20 protein-coding genes, 1 tRNA gene and 1 pseudogene are annotated in these 15,107 nt (G+C 70.8%); 10 read left to right on the top strand and 12 right to left on the bottom strand.

The genetic code is table 11. The features are described from left to right. Window positions 1–60: 60 nt before the first annotated feature. From FXF65_RS13640 to upp, 4 genes and pseudogenes are all read right to left on the bottom strand, one after another. A pseudogene (locus tag FXF65_RS13640) lies at window positions 61–558 on the bottom strand (PH domain-containing protein); the annotation flags it as partial. 7 nt (window positions 559–565) lie between these two features. Continuing rightward, entirely contained in the window at window positions 566–724 is a 159-nt protein-coding gene (locus tag FXF65_RS43715) for a hypothetical protein (protein ID WP_187412311.1), read from the bottom strand. Window positions 725–910: 186 nt separating this feature from the next. Beyond that, window positions 911–1,171 (bottom strand): hypothetical protein, encoded by a 261-nt coding sequence (locus FXF65_RS13635; RefSeq protein WP_148350289.1) that lies wholly within the window; start codon window positions 1,169–1,171, stop codon window positions 911–913. 231 nt (window positions 1,172–1,402) lie between these two features. After that, window positions 1,403–2,041, bottom strand: a complete 639-nt coding sequence (gene upp / locus FXF65_RS13630) for a uracil phosphoribosyltransferase (protein ID WP_148350288.1) — start codon at window positions 2,039–2,041, stop codon at window positions 1,403–1,405. Window positions 2,042–2,125: 84 nt separating this feature from the next. On the opposite strand from upp, the gene FXF65_RS45270 reads away from it, so the two are divergent. From FXF65_RS45270 to FXF65_RS13605, 5 genes are all read left to right on the top strand, one after another. Further along, window positions 2,126–2,479 carry a hypothetical protein gene (locus FXF65_RS45270; protein ID WP_246198589.1) on the top strand — a complete coding sequence of 118 codons (354 nt, stop codon included), beginning with the start codon at window positions 2,126–2,128 and terminating at the stop codon, window positions 2,477–2,479. A 171-nt stretch (window positions 2,480–2,650) separates the two neighbouring features. Continuing rightward, complete coding sequence (locus FXF65_RS13620; RefSeq protein WP_067894295.1) at window positions 2,651–3,136, top strand: tRNA adenosine deaminase-associated protein; 486 nt, start codon at window positions 2,651–2,653, stop codon at window positions 3,134–3,136. Window positions 3,137–3,256: 120 nt separating this feature from the next. Continuing rightward, a complete protein-coding gene (locus tag FXF65_RS13615; RefSeq protein ID WP_148350287.1) occupies window positions 3,257–3,694 on the top strand; it encodes a tRNA adenosine deaminase-associated protein in 438 nt (145 codons plus the stop codon). 72 nt (window positions 3,695–3,766) lie between these two features. Beyond that, window positions 3,767–4,246, top strand: coding sequence for a tRNA adenosine(34) deaminase TadA (gene tadA / locus FXF65_RS13610; protein WP_222868548.1), 480 nt, complete (start codon window positions 3,767–3,769; stop codon window positions 4,244–4,246). Window positions 4,247–4,256: 10 nt separating this feature from the next. Continuing rightward, window positions 4,257–4,341, top strand: a tRNA-Ser gene (locus tag FXF65_RS13605). 57 nt (window positions 4,342–4,398) lie between these two features. Here the strand turns inward: FXF65_RS13605 and FXF65_RS13600 are convergent. Together FXF65_RS13600 and FXF65_RS13595 are read right to left on the bottom strand one after the other, a co-directional pair. Then, window positions 4,399–5,292 (bottom strand): EamA family transporter, encoded by an 894-nt coding sequence (locus FXF65_RS13600; RefSeq protein WP_148350613.1) that lies wholly within the window; start codon window positions 5,290–5,292, stop codon window positions 4,399–4,401. After that, on the bottom strand, window positions 5,292–5,975 hold the full coding sequence (locus FXF65_RS13595) for a B3/B4 domain-containing protein (protein ID WP_246198587.1): 684 nt from the start codon (window positions 5,973–5,975) through the stop codon (window positions 5,292–5,294). The genes FXF65_RS13600 and FXF65_RS13595 overlap by 1 nt, the downstream gene beginning before the upstream one ends. Window positions 5,976–6,177: 202 nt before the next feature. Here FXF65_RS13595 and FXF65_RS45845 point away from each other — a divergent pair, with 202 nt between their 5' ends. After that, entirely contained in the window at window positions 6,178–6,741 is a 564-nt protein-coding gene (locus tag FXF65_RS45845) for a helix-turn-helix domain-containing protein (protein WP_281288906.1), read from the top strand. 7 nt (window positions 6,742–6,748) lie between these two features. On the opposite strand, the gene dnaN is transcribed toward FXF65_RS45845, so the two are convergent. The 3 genes from dnaN to FXF65_RS13575 form a co-directional block, all read right to left on the bottom strand. Next, the gene (gene dnaN / locus FXF65_RS13585) at window positions 6,749–7,894 is read right to left on the bottom strand and encodes a DNA polymerase III subunit beta (protein WP_148350285.1); all 1,146 of its coding nucleotides are present in this window, start codon (window positions 7,892–7,894) and stop codon (window positions 6,749–6,751) included. A gap of 125 nt (window positions 7,895–8,019) precedes the next feature. Beyond that, window positions 8,020–8,529, bottom strand: coding sequence for a methylated-DNA--[protein]-cysteine S-methyltransferase (locus tag FXF65_RS13580; RefSeq protein WP_148350284.1), 510 nt, complete (start codon window positions 8,527–8,529; stop codon window positions 8,020–8,022). A 19-nt stretch (window positions 8,530–8,548) separates the two neighbouring features. Then, window positions 8,549–10,021 carry a DNA-3-methyladenine glycosylase 2 family protein gene (locus FXF65_RS13575; protein ID WP_148350283.1) on the bottom strand — a complete coding sequence of 491 codons (1,473 nt, stop codon included), beginning with the start codon at window positions 10,019–10,021 and terminating at the stop codon, window positions 8,549–8,551. A gap of 184 nt (window positions 10,022–10,205) precedes the next feature. On the opposite strand from FXF65_RS13575, the gene FXF65_RS13570 reads away from it, so the two are divergent. Beyond that, on the top strand, window positions 10,206–10,568 hold the full coding sequence (locus tag FXF65_RS13570; RefSeq protein WP_148350282.1) for a nuclear transport factor 2 family protein: 363 nt from the start codon (window positions 10,206–10,208) through the stop codon (window positions 10,566–10,568). A 16-nt stretch (window positions 10,569–10,584) separates the two neighbouring features. Here the strand turns inward: FXF65_RS13570 and FXF65_RS13565 are convergent, their stop codons facing one another. Continuing rightward, a complete protein-coding gene (locus tag FXF65_RS13565) occupies window positions 10,585–10,971 on the bottom strand; it encodes a YrdB family protein (protein WP_281288905.1) in 387 nt (128 codons plus the stop codon). Between the two features lie 18 nt (window positions 10,972–10,989). Here FXF65_RS13565 and FXF65_RS13560 point away from each other — a divergent pair, with 18 nt between their 5' ends. After that, window positions 10,990–12,102: a methyltransferase gene (locus tag FXF65_RS13560; RefSeq protein ID WP_148350280.1), complete on the top strand. Its 1,113-nt coding sequence runs from the start codon at window positions 10,990–10,992 to the stop codon at window positions 12,100–12,102. On the opposite strand, the gene FXF65_RS13555 is transcribed toward FXF65_RS13560, so the two are convergent. Beyond that, on the bottom strand, window positions 12,099–12,953 hold the full coding sequence (locus FXF65_RS13555) for a helix-turn-helix transcriptional regulator (RefSeq protein ID WP_148350279.1): 855 nt from the start codon (window positions 12,951–12,953) through the stop codon (window positions 12,099–12,101). The two genes, FXF65_RS13560 and FXF65_RS13555, sit on opposite strands and share 4 nt — an antisense overlap. Before the next feature lie 114 nt (window positions 12,954–13,067). Here FXF65_RS13555 and FXF65_RS13550 point away from each other — a divergent pair, with 114 nt between their 5' ends. Together FXF65_RS13550 and FXF65_RS13545 are read left to right on the top strand one after the other, a co-directional pair. After that, the gene (locus tag FXF65_RS13550; RefSeq protein ID WP_148350278.1) at window positions 13,068–13,844 is read left to right on the top strand and encodes an alpha/beta fold hydrolase; all 777 of its coding nucleotides are present in this window, start codon (window positions 13,068–13,070) and stop codon (window positions 13,842–13,844) included. Window positions 13,845–13,878: 34 nt separating this feature from the next. Beyond that, window positions 13,879–14,712, top strand: a complete 834-nt coding sequence (locus tag FXF65_RS13545) for an SDR family NAD(P)-dependent oxidoreductase (protein ID WP_246198583.1) — start codon at window positions 13,879–13,881, stop codon at window positions 14,710–14,712. On the opposite strand, the gene FXF65_RS13540 is transcribed toward FXF65_RS13545, so the two are convergent. Then, on the bottom strand, window positions 14,709–15,095 hold the full coding sequence (locus tag FXF65_RS13540) for a nuclear transport factor 2 family protein (RefSeq protein WP_148350276.1): 387 nt from the start codon (window positions 15,093–15,095) through the stop codon (window positions 14,709–14,711). The two genes, FXF65_RS13545 and FXF65_RS13540, sit on opposite strands and share 4 nt — an antisense overlap. Between the last annotated feature and the right edge of the window lie 12 nt (window positions 15,096–15,107).

Below are 15,107 nucleotides of genomic sequence, written 5' to 3'. Positions count from 1 at the left end.
GGGCTCCCGGGGGCGGCGCGGCGGCGGGGGCGGGGGCAGCGGCTCCTCGGGCGCGGGATTCTTGTTCGGGAAGATCATCTCGCAGACCTCGAGATAGAGCTGCTCCGGGTAGGGGAGGTAGTCGACGTTGGTGAGCGCCTGGTCCTGTCCGGCGGACTCCAGGACGAACTCGCCGTAGCCGAGCATGCGGCCCGCGATCGTCCGCTTGAAGCTCATGTCGGTGACCTTGGCCAGCGGCATCATCGCGACCTTGCGGGTGATCAGGCCGGTGGTCAACAGCATCCGCTGGTTGGTGATCACGAAGTAGTCGACGGACCACTCCGCGACCCGCCAGACGAACCAGCCGAGCAGGATCAGCCAGCCCCACCACACCCAGGACATGGCCTCCTTGACCGTGTTGCTCAGCACGCCCGCGACGATCAGGCCGCCGAGCACGAGGCCGACCGGCACCATCAGGGTCGCCGGATGCCGGCGGACCGTGATGACCTGGTTCTCGTGCGGGAGCAGGTACTTGTTCACCGACGCCGGCGCGGAGTCGCCGGGGGTTACGAGCCTCATCCGAACCTCAGGCGATGCCGTTGACGAAGGTGGCCAGGGAGTCCGCGGCGAACGCGAGACCGTTCGCGGCGTTCTCCATGGACCGAGCCGCGCCGTCCGGCTGGCTGATCACATAGAACGCCACGAAGGCCACAGCGACCCACGTGATGTACTTCTTGGCGGGCACTGCTGCCTCCCGGAGCATCGTCCCACGGACCCCGAATCAGTCTCGCACAGCGCCCACGACCGGCAAAGCACGCGCAGTCCCGCGTTCCCGCGGCCACACACCTGTCGCCTCCGCGATCGGTCGCCCCTCGCGGAGGCGGCGGCGAGGCGCGTCATCGGGGGGTCAGTGCGCGTCGTCCAGCGGAGATCAGGGCGCGTTGTCGAGGGACGAGCGGCGCGTCCTGCGCCGTTTCTCGGCCGCGACCGTGGCGAGCACCTCCAGATGCCGCCGCGCGATCCGCTCCACGAGGTCGGCGGGCGCCGCCCCCATCACTTCCTCGGCCCCGTACCGGGCGGCGGAGACGCAGCGGTCCACCGTCTCGGCGGCGTGCACCCCGTCGAACTCCTCGGTCAGCCGTTCCCCGATCTCCGCGTAGCGCGGCAGGTCGCCTTCCCCTTGGTGAGCCATCACGTGTCCTCGATCGAGCTCGCTCGCGCCGCCCGGTCCTGACGGTCCCCTGTGCCGGGACGGCGGAGGGGAACGCGCAGTGGCGTTCCGTAGGCCCTACGTACCCCTTGCCATCGGGAACGAACATCGCCGGAGACGACCGCGTCCCGATCGTGATCAGCCCCGAGAACCCGCTGCGGGACGGGCCTCAGACCTCGCTCAGACCTCGCTCGGACCTCGCTCAGAGCTTGCTCAGACGACGCCGTACAGGCGGTCTCCGGCGTCCCCGAGACCGGGCATGATGAAGCCCTGCTCGTTGAGGTGGGAGTCGATCGCGGCCGTCACCACCCGGACCGGAGCGTCGAGGTCGGCGAACGTCTGCTCCAGGTACTTGAGCCCCTCCGGGGCGGCGAGCAGGCAGATGGCGGTGACGTCATCGGCGCCGCGGTCGAACAGCAGCCGGATCGCGGCCGCGAGCGTCCCGCCGGTGGCGAGCATCGGGTCGAGGACGTAGCACTGCCGTCCGGACAGGTCGTCCGGGAGCCGGGTCGCGTACGTCTCGGCCTGCAGCGTGCCCTCGTCCCGGACCATGCCGAGGAAGCCGACCTCGGCGGTGGGCAGCAGGCGCGTCATGCCGTCCAGCATCCCGAGCCCGGCGCGCAGGATCGGCACCACGAGCGGCTTCGGGCTCGCCAGCTGGACGCCCGCCGTCTCGACGAGCGGCGTCCGGACGGTGACCCCGGTGACCCGGACGTCCCGGGTCGCCTCGTAGGCGAGGAGGGCGACGAGTTCGTCCGCCAGCCGCCGGAACGTGGGGGAGTCGGTGCGGACGTCCCGCAGCGTGGTGAGCTTGTGCGCGACGAGGGGGTGGTCGACGGCGAGGGTCTGCATCCGCTCACCGTAGCCCACCTCGGAAGATCGGCCAGAGCCCGGTGAAATAGGATAGGACACCGCTGAGCTGGGCAGTATGGCGGTATGAACAGCGAAAGCGATCAGCAGCCGGGAGGGGCTGCGCGGGCCCGCGAGTCCGCGCCGGACCCGCCCGCGGCCGCGACGCGCACGCCCGCCCCCGACGACGACCCCGCACTCCCCGACGACTCCGCTCCCGCTCCCGCCGTCTCGACGCGACCAGGCCCGCAGGGCGGCATCGCCCCGGAGGAGGTCCGCGAGATCACTCCCGAGGAGGTCCGCGAGCGGCTGCGCCGCCGCGCGATCTTCCTGCGCGAGCTGGCCGAGGCCCGCGAACTGCGCCGCCGGGTGACCCCGCACCGGTCGCGCCGCGCGCGGATCCACGCCGCGCTCCGCCGCCGCACGTTCCGCATCAACTGAGCCCGGTGACGCGGGTTCCGGGAACGGTGGATTCGTGGCGTTGGGCCCCGGTTCGTGGCGCTGACTCCCCGCCTCACGCGCCGGTGCGGCGCCCAGTTTGACGGTGGGGCGTACGAGCACGCGCCGCATCTGGGACCATGCCGTGGCAGGAAACGTGCCGGTGGGGTGGAGATGACGGATGTCGACGCGACGGACTTCGCCGTCGTGGTGTATCGGGAAGACGAGGGCTGGGAGGCCGAGATCCTCCCGGTGGCGCTGACCGAGGACCTCGCGGGGCTGATCCATGCCCTGCGCCAGCAGCCGAGCCTCGGCGGGACGGTCGGGCTGGTCTCGGTCGGCGACGACTTCTTCGTCGCGATCCGCCTACTGGGCGACGAGGTGATGGTGTTCCTCTCGGACGTCACGGCCTCCGTCGACTGGCCGCTCGCCGGGCAGGTCCTCGACTATCTGGACATCCCGATCCCGGAGGACGAGGAGCTCGACCAGGTCCTCCCGGTCGGCGACATGTCCATCTTCGCGGACCTGGGCCTGGACGAGATGGAGCTCGGCGCCATCTCCGGCGACCTGGAGCTGTATCCGGACGAGATGCTCCTCAGCATCGCGGGCCGCATCGGCTTCGCCCCCGCCTTCGAGCGCGCCATGGACGCCATCGCCTGACACGTCCCGGCGGGGGTGCGTCCCCGAAATCCGGACGCGAGGACCGTTTCCCGGCGGCAGCGCGCCGGGTCGCGGGGGTCAGGGGTGTGTCTCCGGTACCCGTTGGGTCACAATTGGCACGTGTCCTATTTCGCCGCCGTGTTTGCGCGGACCCCGCAGGGCTGGGTCGGCGCCGAGGCCGTGCTCGCCGAGGCCGAGCACGTCGACGACGTCGCCGACCTGATGCGGGAGGCGGCCGTCGAGTCCTACGGCGACCCGGTGGTGCTGCTCGCGGAGGCCGACGACGACTGGTTCGCGATCGTCCGGCTGGACGGCCAGGACGAACCGCGCGCCTACGTCTCCACCGTCCGCGAGGACGGGCTCGGCGCCCTGTTCCAGCAGCTCGTCGGCGAGATCCCGGACGGCGACCCGGGCGGCGACCCGGGCCTCCTCCACGACCTCGGCCTGGCCGCCGAGCGCGTCAGCGACCTCGGCGAACGCGCCCTCCCCGGCGACGCGCTGCTCGCCGTGGCCGAACAGGCGGGCTTCGGCGAAGAATTCGACCGCCTCCGTGACTGACCCCGCCCCCGCCCCCGCCTCCGCCCCGCACCAGACCTGCCCGACGGCGGCGGGCCGGGGCCGGACGCCGTGATGGCGGGCGCGGACGCCGTGGTCGCGGGGCTCGCGGGCGTGATGCGGTCGGCGCTCGGGGAGGCGCGGAAGGCGCTGGACGCCGGGGAGGTGCCGGTGGGGGCCGTCGTCCTGGACCCGTCCGGCACGATCGTCGGCGCCGGGCACAACGACCGGGAGCGCGGCGGCGACCCGACCGCGCACGCGGAGATCATCGCGATGCGGGCGGCCGCGGAGGCCCTCGGAACGTGGCGCCTGTCCGGATGCACGCTGGTCGTCACGCTGGAGCCGTGCACGATGTGCGCCGGGGCGTGCGTCCAGGCGCGGATCGACCGCCTCGTCTACGGCGCGGTCGACCCGAAGGCGGGCGCGGTGGGATCGCTGTGGGACGTCGTCCGCGACCGGCGGCTCAACCACCGTCCCGAAGTCGTCGCCGAAGTGCTGGCGGACGAGTGCGGCGCGCTCCTAACCGAGTTCTTCGCGCGCCGCCGCGTCCGGTAGGCTCTCCCGCGGTGGTGTCGCCTAGTGGACGAGGGCGCACGCCTCGAAAGCGTGTGAAGGGCAACCTTCCGTGGGTTCGAATCCCACCACCACCGCCCAGCCCGAAAGGCCGCACCCCCGCACAGGGGTTGCGGCCTTCGTCGTCTTGGGGGTCAGCCGACCGTTACGAGGGCGACGCCCGCGACGGCGACGGCCATCCCCACCCGCTGGACGACGCGCAGCCGTTCGCTGTAGGCGATCCGGGCCAGCAGCACGGTGATCGCCGGGTAGAGCGACGTCAGGACGGCGGCGAGGCTGAGCATCCCCCGGTGCGCGGCGAGGAAGTAGAGCGCGTTCGCGCCCGCGTCGAGGACGCCGGAGAGCAGCGCGAGCGCGATCATCGTGCGGCCGGGCATGCGCGGGCCGAGGCCGGAGCCGCGCAGGACGACGGCCAGCAGCGCCACCGCCACGATGGACAGCGTGCCCACGCGGGCGCCGACGATCGGCCAGAGCCCGGCGTCGTCCCCGGCGGTCTTCAGCAGCACGTAGAAGATCCCGAAGCACGCGCCGGACACGGCCGCCATCAGCGGCCCGGAGTCGAGCAGCCGCCGCCAGCAGGGCACCGCCGCCACGGCGACATCCCCGTCCTCCGGTTCGCCTTTCCCTACCTCCATGCTGACCAGCCCGATAGCCACGAGGCACAGCAACACTCCGAGCAGGACGGACATGTCCAGTCGCTCGCCCCGCATGATCCCGACGCCCACCGGCAGGACGGCGGCGGCCAGCGCGGACACCGGGGCCACCACGCTCATCGGCCCCCGGGCGAGGGCGCGGTAGAAGGCGATCAGACCCGTCCCGCCGAAGAGACCGCCCGCGAAGCCGCAGACCATCGGGCCGAGCGCGGGGTTGCCAGGGGCGAGCAACGCGACCACGAGCACGACCACGAGCCCGCCCGGGACGCACCAGACCAGCGCCTTCAACACGGTCGACTTCCGGGCGACGGCGCCGCCGAGGAAGTCGGCCACCCCGTAGGCGAGCGCGGCGCTGAGCGCGAGGACGGTGACCATCACCGCCCGCCGATCAGCCGGGACTCGACCCGGACGTCCGGCGCGATGGCGCGGAGCCTTTCCGCGAGCTTGTCGCCCGCCTCAAGGAGCCTGTCGACCGGGTACGGCTCAAGGCGTTCCAGCAGGAAGAACCCGTTCTTCGTGGTCTCGGTTAGGCGCGTCCTGACGCACTGCCGCCAGTTCCAGCGGCGGCAGGTGACGCCCGCGTCGTCGCGCCAGACGACCTCGCCCGGGTCCGGGTGCTCCACCGCGGGCTCGCCGCCCGCGATCACGTCGAACGGCTCCTCGCCGGTGGCCCTGACCAGGCGGGCCGCGCCGCGGTAGGCGTCGAGGTCCTCGCCGCCGATCGGCAGGGCGTACTCGACGCTGACGGCGTTGTAGGCGTCCACGACCCTGTTGACGGACGGGAGCGCGTCGGCGCGGCGGAGCAGCGCCTCCACCGAGGGACGGGTCCGCTTCGGCTTCGCGCCGAACGCCCGGTACGCCGCGCGCCACGCCTCGACGTGCGGATCGTCCGGGACGGCCCGCCCGGCGGCGTCCGCCAGCCAGCGCTCCGACTCCTCGTCGCCCGGCCCGTTCACGAGCCCCTCGGCGACGACGACGAGCACGGCGAAGTCGGGCCGCATCTCCCGTACGGCCTCGTCCACCACGACCCGGTCCAGCATCCCTGCACCCTCCGCCACGGTCACTTTAATGAAACCCAAATACCATCATACCGACCGCCGCAGGCCGCCGCTTCCCAACGCAACGAGCCGCCGCACCCGAGCGCGTGAAGCCAGGGCGGGTGAGGTTGGGGTTGAGGTCTGGGTAGACGGTGGGGGTGTGGGGCGGGGATGCGTAAGACTGGGAGCGGCGGGTGGGGTTCGGGTGGAGTTGGAGGCTCGGGTGGGTGGGCAGGGGGCGACCGGGGAGGCCGTGGCGCGGACCGTTCGGGCGTTGCGGGCCGGGCACGGGTGGAGCCTGGACGAGCTCGCCGGGCGCGCCGGGGTCAGCAAGGGCGTGCTGGTCGGGCTTGAGCAGGGGCGCGGGAACCCGAACCTCGGCACGCTCATCCGGATCTCGGACGCGCTGGGCGTCCCGCTGACGCGGCTCGTGCAGGTGGAGGAGGAGCCGCCGGTGCGGATGTTCCGGCCGGAGCGGCACGTCGTCCTGTGGGAGGGCGAGCGGGGCGGGACGGGGACGCTGCTCGCCGGGTCGGATCCGCGGCCGTCGCTGGAGTTGTGGCGGTGGGTGCTGCGGCCGGGGGAGACGCGGGAGAGCGACGCGCACGTCCCCGGCACCAAGGAGATCGTGTTCGTGCAGGAGGGCACGCTGACGCTCGGCGTCGACGGGCGGACGGACCTGGTCGAGGAGGGGGCGGCGGCCGTGTTCGTCGGCGACCGTCCCCATTCGTACGGCAACGCGGGTAAGGGCGAGGTGCGGTTCATCCTGGCCGTCCTCGACCTGTGAGCGAGGGTCAGGACGTCAGCCGGACGGGCATGGCGAGGTAGCGGAACCCCGTGTCGCTTTCGGATGGGGCGTCTTCGTCGTCCTTCTTGTCGGGGATGCCGGTGAGGAGCGCGGCCTTCGTGGGGCTCGCGCATTCGAGGCGGGCGTACTCGGTGTCGATTCCGGCGAGGCCGTCCAGCAGGTACTGGGGCGCGAAGGCGATGTCGATGTCGTCGCCGCTGAGCTGCGCCGGAAGGCTCTCGTTGGCGCGGGCGGAGTCGCCGGTCGCGGCGCTGACGCGCAGCTCGTCGGCGGTGAAGGCGAGCCGGACGGGCGTGCCGCGCTCGGTGACGAGCGCCGCGCGCTTGATCGTCTCGACGAACGGCGCGACCTGCACCTCGGCCACCGACGTCCACGTGCCGGTGAGCCGCGACCGGTAGTTGATGTACTGGTCGTCGAGGAGGCGGCTGGTCATGCTGCGTCCGCCGCCGGACACGCCGATCAGGGTGTCGCCCGCGCCGCCGAGGGAGATCGTGACCGCGGAGTCGCGCCGGATCGCCTTGGCGGTGTCGGCGAGGGTGCGGGCCGGGACGACGACGCCCGCGGTGAAGCCCTCCTCGGCGGGCGACCAGGTCAGCTCGCGGGCGGCGATGCGGTAGCGGTCGGTGCAGGCGAGCCACATCGTGTCGCCGTCGATGTCGATCCGGACGCCGGTGAGCATCGGGAGGGTGTCGTCGCGCCCGGCGGCGGGGGTGACCTGGGCGATGGCGGTGGCGAACAGGTCGCCTGGGATCGTCCCGGCGACGGCGGGCGGCTCGGGGAGGGTGGGGTAGTCCTCGACGGGGAGGGTGAGCAGGCCGAACTCGGCCGGGCCGCACCGGACGACGACCTCCGAGCCCTTCGTGACGACCTCGACCGGGTGCGGCGGGAGGTTCCGCACGATGTCGGCGAGCAGCCGCCCGGGGACGAGGGCGCGCCCCGGCTCGGCGACGTCGGCGTCCTCCCTGGCGCGGGCGGACACCTCGTAGTCGAACCCGGCGAGGGTCAGCTCGCCCTGGTCGGTGACCTCGATGAGCATGCCCGCGAGGACGGGCAGCGCGGGGCGGGCCGGGAGCGTCCGCGCAGCCCACGCGACGGCGTCGGCGAGCGTCTGCCGGTCGACTCGGAACTCCACTTGATCAGCCTCTCCGCGACGGTGGTGCCGGCCGGGGTACCGGCCATGACACGCACGGTATCCCCGGCCTCCGACATTTCCCGAACACCCAGCTCAGACGTGCCGCGGACGCCTGCCGACGCGCCTCAGAAGAGGGCGTCGACGGTGGTCCTGGTCTTGCGCTCGAAGTCGAGGAGGTAGCGCTTGCGGTCGAGGCCGCCGCCGTATCCGGTGAGGGCGCCGTTCGCCCCGACCACCCGGTGGCACGGGACGATCAAGCTGATCGGGTTGCGCCCGTTGGCGAGCCCGACCGCCCGCGACGCGGACGGCTTCCCCAGGTCGACGGCGATCTGACCATAAGTCGTGGTCTCGCCATAAGGAATCTCCTGGAGCGCAGTCCACACCTGCTGCTGGAAAGGCGTCCCCAGAAGGTTCAGCGGTAGGTCGAACTCGGTCAGGTCACCGGCGAAGTAGGCGGAGAGCTGTTCGGCGGCGGACGCGAAGGGCTCATCCTTCGGATCCCCCGGCACACCCAACATCTCCTCGGACGGACGGTGCCGCTGCATCTCCATGTACAGCCCGGCCAGACCACCGTCGACGGCGACCAAGGTGAGGTCTCCTACGGGACTGTCCAGGACGACGCGCGTCGATCCCATGAACGGAAATCCTCCTGATTCAGGATGCGGGAAGCAGGTTGATGGCATGGTCACCGGTCGCCCACAGGTATTGGACGGCATAGGCGCGCCAGGGTCGCCATTGAGCAGCATGACGGGTGAGGGCGGCCGGTGTGGCGGGAAGGTCGAGCGACTTGGCGGCGGCCCTGATTCCGAGGTCTGTGGGCGTGAATGCGTCGGGGTCCCCCAGGGCGCGCATCGCGATCGTCTCGATCGTCCAAGGGCCTATGCCTGGGAGGACGGAAAGGCGTGCGCGGGCTTCGTCCCAGTCGCTCCCCACGCCGAGGTCGATTTCGCCGCTCGCGAGTGCGTCGACAAGGGTCATGAGGGTGTTGCGCCTTGTCTGCGGGAACGCGAGGTCCTCTGGATTGAGTTCCGCCAGGGCGGACGGGGTCGGGAACAGGTGCGTCAGTCCTCCGCCCGCGTCGGTGATGGGGTCGCCGTAGGCGGTGACGAGTCGTCCCGCGTGGGTGCGGGCGGCGGCTGTCGAGACCTGCTGGCCCAATACCGCGCGGACGGCGAATTCGGGTGCGTCGACGGTTCGCGGGACACGTCGTCCAGGGGCCTTGTCCACCAGAGCGGCGAGAACCGGGTCCGTGCGGAGCAGATCGTCCACGGCGATGGGGTCGGCGTCCAGGTCGAGCATCCAGCGGCAGCGGCTGATGGCGATGGTGAGGTCGCGGAGGTCGCTCAACGTCAGGGTGCAGGCGACGTGGTCCGGGTGGGGCCGGAGGGTGGCGATCCCATGCCCGTGGGGTAGGCGCATAGCGCGCCTGTAGGCGCCGTCCCGCCATTCCTCGACACCCGGTACGGCGGTGGCGGCGAGGTGTCCGAAGAGGTTGTCGGGGCAGAGCGGCGCCCGGAAAGGGAGCCGCAACGAAAGCGCGCCAGATCCGGCGGGTGGGTGCCCCTTGGCTACGCGGTCGCGCAACCCACTCGGCGTTAGGGCGAACACTTCCCGGACGGTCTCGTTGAAGGCCCGGATACTGGCGAACCCCGCCGCGAACGCGACGTCCCCCATGGGAAGGGTCGTCGTTTCGATGAGAAGACGCGCCGTCTGAGCACGCTGGGCCCGAGCCAGGGCGAGTGGCCCCGCGCCCAGTTCGGCGTTGAGTTGCCGTTCGATCTGGCGGGTGCTGTACCCGAGTCGTCCGGCAAGGCCGGGGACACCCTCACGGTCGACCACACCGTCGGATATCAGCCGCATGGCGCGGGCGACGACATCCGCGCGATGGTTCCATTCCGGTGAGCCGGGCGTGGTGTCGGGTCGGCACCGCTTGCAGGCGCGGAAACCCGCCTGCTGCGCGGCGGCCGCACTCGGGTAGAACCGCATGTTCTCCGGCTTGGGGGCGACGACCGGGCAGCTAGGGCGGCAGTAGATCCCCGTGGTGACGACGCCGGTGAAGAACCATCCGTCGAACCGGGCGTCCTTCGCCTGGACGGCCCGCACGCACCTTTCCGCGTCCTCATGCATGTCTTCCAGCATCGACGATGGTCAGGCACGTTCACTAGCCGGAATCCGACATCATCGTCCGGCGCCGCACGATCATCGGCGTGATGACCTCCCAGGTAATCGATCTTCCGCCGCCGGGTTGGCAACGTAGGGATCACCGGGGGACGAACCGACCGACCCGGACGATCGGATGAGGAGTCATCAGATGAGCGACGTTCAGCAGCGAGTGGAACGCTACCTGGCGATCTGGAACGAGAAGGACCCGGCTGCCCGCCGCGCCGCGATCGACGAACTGTGGACGGACGGCGCCGTCTACGTCGACCCGCTCGGCGTCGCCGAGGGACGCGACGCGATCGACGCCTTCGTCAGTGCCGCGCAGCAGCAGTTCCCGGGCCTCGTGTTCCGTCCGGCGGGCGCCGTGGACGCCCACCACAATGTGGCCCGTTTTACCTGGGAACTCGCCCCGAAGGGCGGGGAGGCGATCGCGGTCGGCTTCGACGTGGCGGTGTTCGACGACGAGGGCCGCTTCGACCGCGTGCACGGTTTTCTCGACAAGGTCCCCGCGTAGAGCAGACGGGGTCCGCTTAACGTTCGGTGCGTTCGGCGCGTTCGGCGCGGAAATGAGCCTCCCGGTCGGCGGTCGCCAAAGCGGTGTTAACGAAAGCAACCACCGCGAAGGCGATCGCCCATCCGGGGCGGTCAACCCCGTACAGCGCAAGGGCTCCCGCACCGAACACCACGGCCTTGACCATAAGCACGAACGGCAACGCGACCTTGTACCGGGCCTTGGGTGCGGCGAACGTACCCCACAGCAGAATCGCCGCGAGCGGTGCCCCAACCCCCAGGACGACGTTGACCAACACGTTCCCGCCAGTGGAGAACCCCCACCAGGCAAGGGCGACGATGGCCACGACCTCCAGGAGGAAGGCGAGACCCTCGTTCGCGGCATGCAATGGCCCAGGTAGACGCACGCGGATACGGTACTCGGTGTGGACGAGATCTCCTGGCGGGAGGGCGGCCGGGACCTGAGCGTCCGCTGGCGGTCGGAAGGCGGCGCCCCACCGCCCCGCCGCGTCGTGGTCGCCGACGACGAGACGCGCGCGGACGACGCCTACCGGCTGGCCTGTGAGGGCACGGCCCTGCTGTGGCGGGGCGACTTCCAGAACGCGCGCCAGCTCCTCACCGCGTTGGCTCGCCGGATCGACCGTCCACCGAAACGCAAGAAGCAAGAACCCACCGGCGCGCAGGCATTTCATCTGTTCCGGCAAGCACGAGCCCAGCGCGCGCGGACGCTGGGCATGCTGCTCATCCCGTTCGACCCGGGCCACACCATTCCCCTGCGCCGAGCCCCGGACGTACAGGAAGCCTGCACCGAGGTGTACGGCCCGGACGACCGCCCCTACGTGACGTCCCTCCGCGAACTGCTCGGTCTCATCGGCGCGCACGAATGGCGTAGGAAAGGGGTGCCGATCCCCGCCCTAGACGGCGACCGGATCCACCCGCACCATGGCGTCTTCTCCCCGGTCAGGGGCGAATACGTAGACCTGGTGAACGAAGCACCGATCCCGTCCACCGACACGGCCTTCGACATTGGGACGGGCACAGGGGTACTCGCGGCAGTCCTGGCCCGTCGCGGTATCGACCGAGTGGTCGCCACCGACAACGACCCGCGCGCGCTTGCCTGCGCCCAAGAGAACATCGAGCGCCTGCAAGTGCGGGTCGATGTCGTCCGAGCAGACCTGTTCCCCGAGGGGAAAGCGGGGCTCATCGTCTGCAATCCGCCGTGGCTCCCAGGCAAACCGGCCTCGCCCCTAGAGCACGCCGTCTACGACGCGAAAGAACGCATGCTCCGAGGTTTCCTGTCCGGCCTCCCGCAGCGCCTCGAACCGGACGGCGAAGGTTGGCTCATCATGTCCGACCTGGCCGAGCACCTGGGTCTACGCACCCGGGACGACCTTCTCGCCCTGTTCCATGAGTCCGGCCTAAAGGTCGCGGGCACGCTCGACGCCAAGCCGCGCCACCCCCGCGCGACCGACCCCGACGACCCGCTCCACTCGGCACGCGCCGCCGAAACCACAACCCTCTGGCGGCTGGTCCCCTAGACGTGGCTCCGGTGGACGGTCTCCGCACCGATCACGCCGAGCAGTTCGAGCGCTTCAACAGTGGGACTGCCCGGCGGCGGCGTGAAGACGACCAACCGCTGATCCTCAGCCGGGGTCAGCAGGATCTCCGCGTCGAACTCCATCGCGCCGATCTCCGGGTGCAGCACCTTCATGCGACTGCTGCGCCGCACCGCGACCTCGTGCCGCTCCCACAGCCGCGTGAACTCGTCGCTCGCCTCGTGCAGCCGTCCGACCAGGGCGGACGCGACCGCGTCGTTCCCCCGCCGCGCCACCGCCGCGCGTAGATCGGCGACATGCAGACGGCTGTAGCGCTCGTGCTCCGCCTCCGGGTACGCCTCCCTGACGAACGGGTCGGTGAACCATCGCCACACGATGTTCCGGTCGACGGGCTCGACGGTGCAGACGCAGCCGAAAAGGAATTCGGACATCGAGTTCTGCGCCAGCACGTCCCCGAGGTCCCCGATGATCGTCGCCGGGGTGTCGTCCAGCCGGTCGAGCAGGTAGAGCAGGCCCGGCCGGACGTGCTCCCCCGCGAACGGCCCGGCGGGCGGACGGTGCCCGGCGAGGACGTAGAGGTGGTCGCGCTCGTCCTCCGTCAGCCGCAGCGCGCGGGCCAGCGAACGCAGCAACTGCGTCGAGGGCTGTGGGCTCCGTGCCTGCTCAAGGCGCATGTAGTAGTCCGCCGACATGCCCGCGAGCTGCGACACCTCCTCCCGGCGCAGCCCCGGGGTGCGCCGCCGGGGCCCCTCCGTCAGGCCGACCTCCCGCGGACGCAGCCGCTCCCGGGAACGGCGGAGGAAGTCGGCCAGTTCGCGGCGGTCCATGTCCATACGTCCAATCATCGGTGATCCACCGCGGCCCGGACCGGCCTCAGGCTGGGACCGTCTGTCCTAGCCAAGGCGGTCCGCTCCTCATCGGCGTCCGGCGCGGGCAGCGTTGGGGGCATGGCAGAAATCACCGTTGGCAAGGCCCGTATCTCCTACCGCACCGAGGGCTCCGGCCCGCCGGTCGTGCTCGTCCACGGCGTGGGCCCCGGCTCGTTCATGTGGGACGGGATCCTCGACCGCTTCACCAGCCGCAACACCGTGTACCTTCCTGACCTTTCCGGCAGCGACTCCGCCTCCGACGACGGCGCACCGCTCACGATCGAGACGCTCGCCGAGCAGGTCAGCGCCGTGATCGAGGACGCCGGGACGGGCCCGGCCGACGTCGTCGGCTTCTCGCTCGGCGCGCCCACGGCCGCCGCCGCTGCTGCGCTGCGCCCGGATCTGGTCCGCCGCCTCGTCGTCGCCGCCGGGTGGGCCCACACGGAGGACGTGTACATCCAGCAGTTGATAGCCCTGTGGCTGAGCATCGCGAACTCCCCCGAAGGGTTCGGACGCCTAGGGACGCTCACCTCCTTCGCCCGCCCCCACCTGAACGAGATCGGCTACGAGGCGGCAGAAGGTGCGCACGGCTTCATGCAGCCCAACGACGGACGCCTTCGCCAACTCGACCTGGTTCGGCGGGTCGACGTCCGTCCGCTGCTGTCGCGCATAGAGGCGCCCACGCTCGCCATCGGTTGCACGCGCGACCTGACGATCCCCGTCGAGAACCACCGCGACCTGTCCAACCGCATTGCGGGCAGCGACTACGCCGAACTCGACACCGGACATGTCGCGCTGATGGAACGACCCGACGAATTCGCGAAACTCATCCAGGACTTCTTGGCCCGCCCCTAGCCGGACGAACCGGGTAGTCGGGATACCAGGGTGGATGAACCCTGGTTACCGTTCGCGCGCGCCGAGCACGATGGACCATATGCGTCCCATCGAAGAGCAGACCATTCTCATCACCGGCGCGACGGACGGACTGGGCCGCGCACTGGCCGCCGAACTCGCCGCCGAAGGCGCGACGGTCCTCGTTCACGGACGGGACGACCAGCGCGGCAAGGCGACCTTGCAGGAGATCGGCGGCCGGGCGTCCTGGTACCGCGCGGACCTGTCGTCCCTGGACGAGACACGCGCGTTGGCAGAGGCGGTCAGGACCGACCACCCGCGACTGGACGTCCTGGTCAACAACGCTGGCATCGGTGCAGACGGACCACGACGAGAAAGCGCGGATGGGCACGAACTGACGTTCCAGGTGAACTACCTGTCCGGGTATCTGCTCACCCGGCTTCTCCTACCGACCCTCATCAGCTCGGCCCCAGCGCGCATCGTCAACGTGAGCAGTCTGGGTCAGCAGGCCATCGACTTTGACGACGTCATGCTCCACCACGGCTTCAGCGGGATACGCGCCTACTGCCAGAGCAAACTCGCACAGGTCCTTTTCACCATCGACTTGGCGGACGAACTGGCCGGGACGGGCGTCACAGCTAACGCACTACACCCGGCCACCTACATGCCGACGAAAATGGTGTCGTCACCTATAAGCACGCTAGAGGAGGGGGTCCGCGCGACCCACCGTCTTGTGACCGACCCAGCGCTGGACGACGTGTCAGGACGCTTCTTCAACGGTCTCAGGGAGTCCCGCGCCGACGACCAGGCATACGACCGGGCCGCCCGCGCGCAACTCCACGCCATCTCCGAGAAACTCACCACCGCTTAGGCGGCGTTGGCGACCTCCCACACCGGACGGATCTGGACGCGCGAGATCCGCCACCCGTCCGCCGCCCGGACCGCACCTATCTCGTAACGCTCGCCCAGCAGGCGCGGCCCGCCTTCGTTGGCGAAGACGACGAGCAGGTTCGCCCGGACGACGGCCCGATCGCCGTCCAGTTCTACGAGCTTGTTCGTGATGAAGTGCTGCGTCGACACCGTGTGGTTCTTCTGGGCCTGCGCGATAAGCGCGTCGACGCCCTTCGCGACCCCGCCCGCGGTGTGCGCCTCCGCGTCCGCGCTGAAGAGGGCGCGTCCGGTGTCGGGCGCGTGCTCGTCCAGCCACAGTCCCAGACGGCTGACCAGCGCGGAGAGCTCTTCACGGTCGTTCATCACAACTCCATT

It is taken from the genome of Actinomadura syzygii, from assembly GCF_008085905.1.
Taxonomy (GTDB): Bacteria; Actinomycetota; Actinomycetes; order Streptosporangiales; family Streptosporangiaceae; genus Spirillospora; species Spirillospora syzygii.
The sequence above is the reverse complement of the archived record's forward strand: the minus strand, read 5'-3'. Positions and strand labels throughout refer to the sequence as shown.

What these genes read in the sequence shown, in the direction of transcription:
- FXF65_RS13635 (WP_148350289.1), bottom strand. Translation starts at nt 1,171, where the DNA reads ATGGCTCACCAAGGGGAAGGCGACCTGCCGCGCTACGCGGAGATCGGG.
- upp (WP_148350288.1), bottom strand. Translation starts at nt 2,041, where the DNA reads ATGCAGACCCTCGCCGTCGACCACCCCCTCGTCGCGCACAAGCTCACC.
- FXF65_RS45270 (WP_246198589.1), top strand. Translation starts at nt 2,126, where the DNA reads ATGAACAGCGAAAGCGATCAGCAGCCGGGAGGGGCTGCGCGGGCCCGC.
- FXF65_RS13620 (WP_067894295.1), top strand. Translation starts at nt 2,651, where the DNA reads ATGACGGATGTCGACGCGACGGACTTCGCCGTCGTGGTGTATCGGGAA.
- tadA (WP_222868548.1), top strand. Translation starts at nt 3,767, where the DNA reads ATGGCGGGCGCGGACGCCGTGGTCGCGGGGCTCGCGGGCGTGATGCGG.
- FXF65_RS13600 (WP_148350613.1), bottom strand. Translation starts at nt 5,292, where the DNA reads ATGGTCACCGTCCTCGCGCTCAGCGCCGCGCTCGCCTACGGGGTGGCC.
- FXF65_RS13580 (WP_148350284.1), bottom strand. Translation starts at nt 8,529, where the DNA reads ATGGGATCGACGCGCGTCGTCCTGGACAGTCCCGTAGGAGACCTCACC.
- FXF65_RS13575 (WP_148350283.1), bottom strand. Translation starts at nt 10,021, where the DNA reads ATGCATGAGGACGCGGAAAGGTGCGTGCGGGCCGTCCAGGCGAAGGAC.
- FXF65_RS13570 (WP_148350282.1), top strand. Translation starts at nt 10,206, where the DNA reads ATGAGCGACGTTCAGCAGCGAGTGGAACGCTACCTGGCGATCTGGAAC.
- FXF65_RS13555 (WP_148350279.1), bottom strand. Translation starts at nt 12,953, where the DNA reads ATGGACATGGACCGCCGCGAACTGGCCGACTTCCTCCGCCGTTCCCGG.
- FXF65_RS13550 (WP_148350278.1), top strand. Translation starts at nt 13,068, where the DNA reads ATGGCAGAAATCACCGTTGGCAAGGCCCGTATCTCCTACCGCACCGAG.
- FXF65_RS13545 (WP_246198583.1), top strand. Translation starts at nt 13,879, where the DNA reads ATGAACCCTGGTTACCGTTCGCGCGCGCCGAGCACGATGGACCATATG.
- FXF65_RS13540 (WP_148350276.1), bottom strand. Translation starts at nt 15,095, where the DNA reads ATGAACGACCGTGAAGAGCTCTCCGCGCTGGTCAGCCGTCTGGGACTG.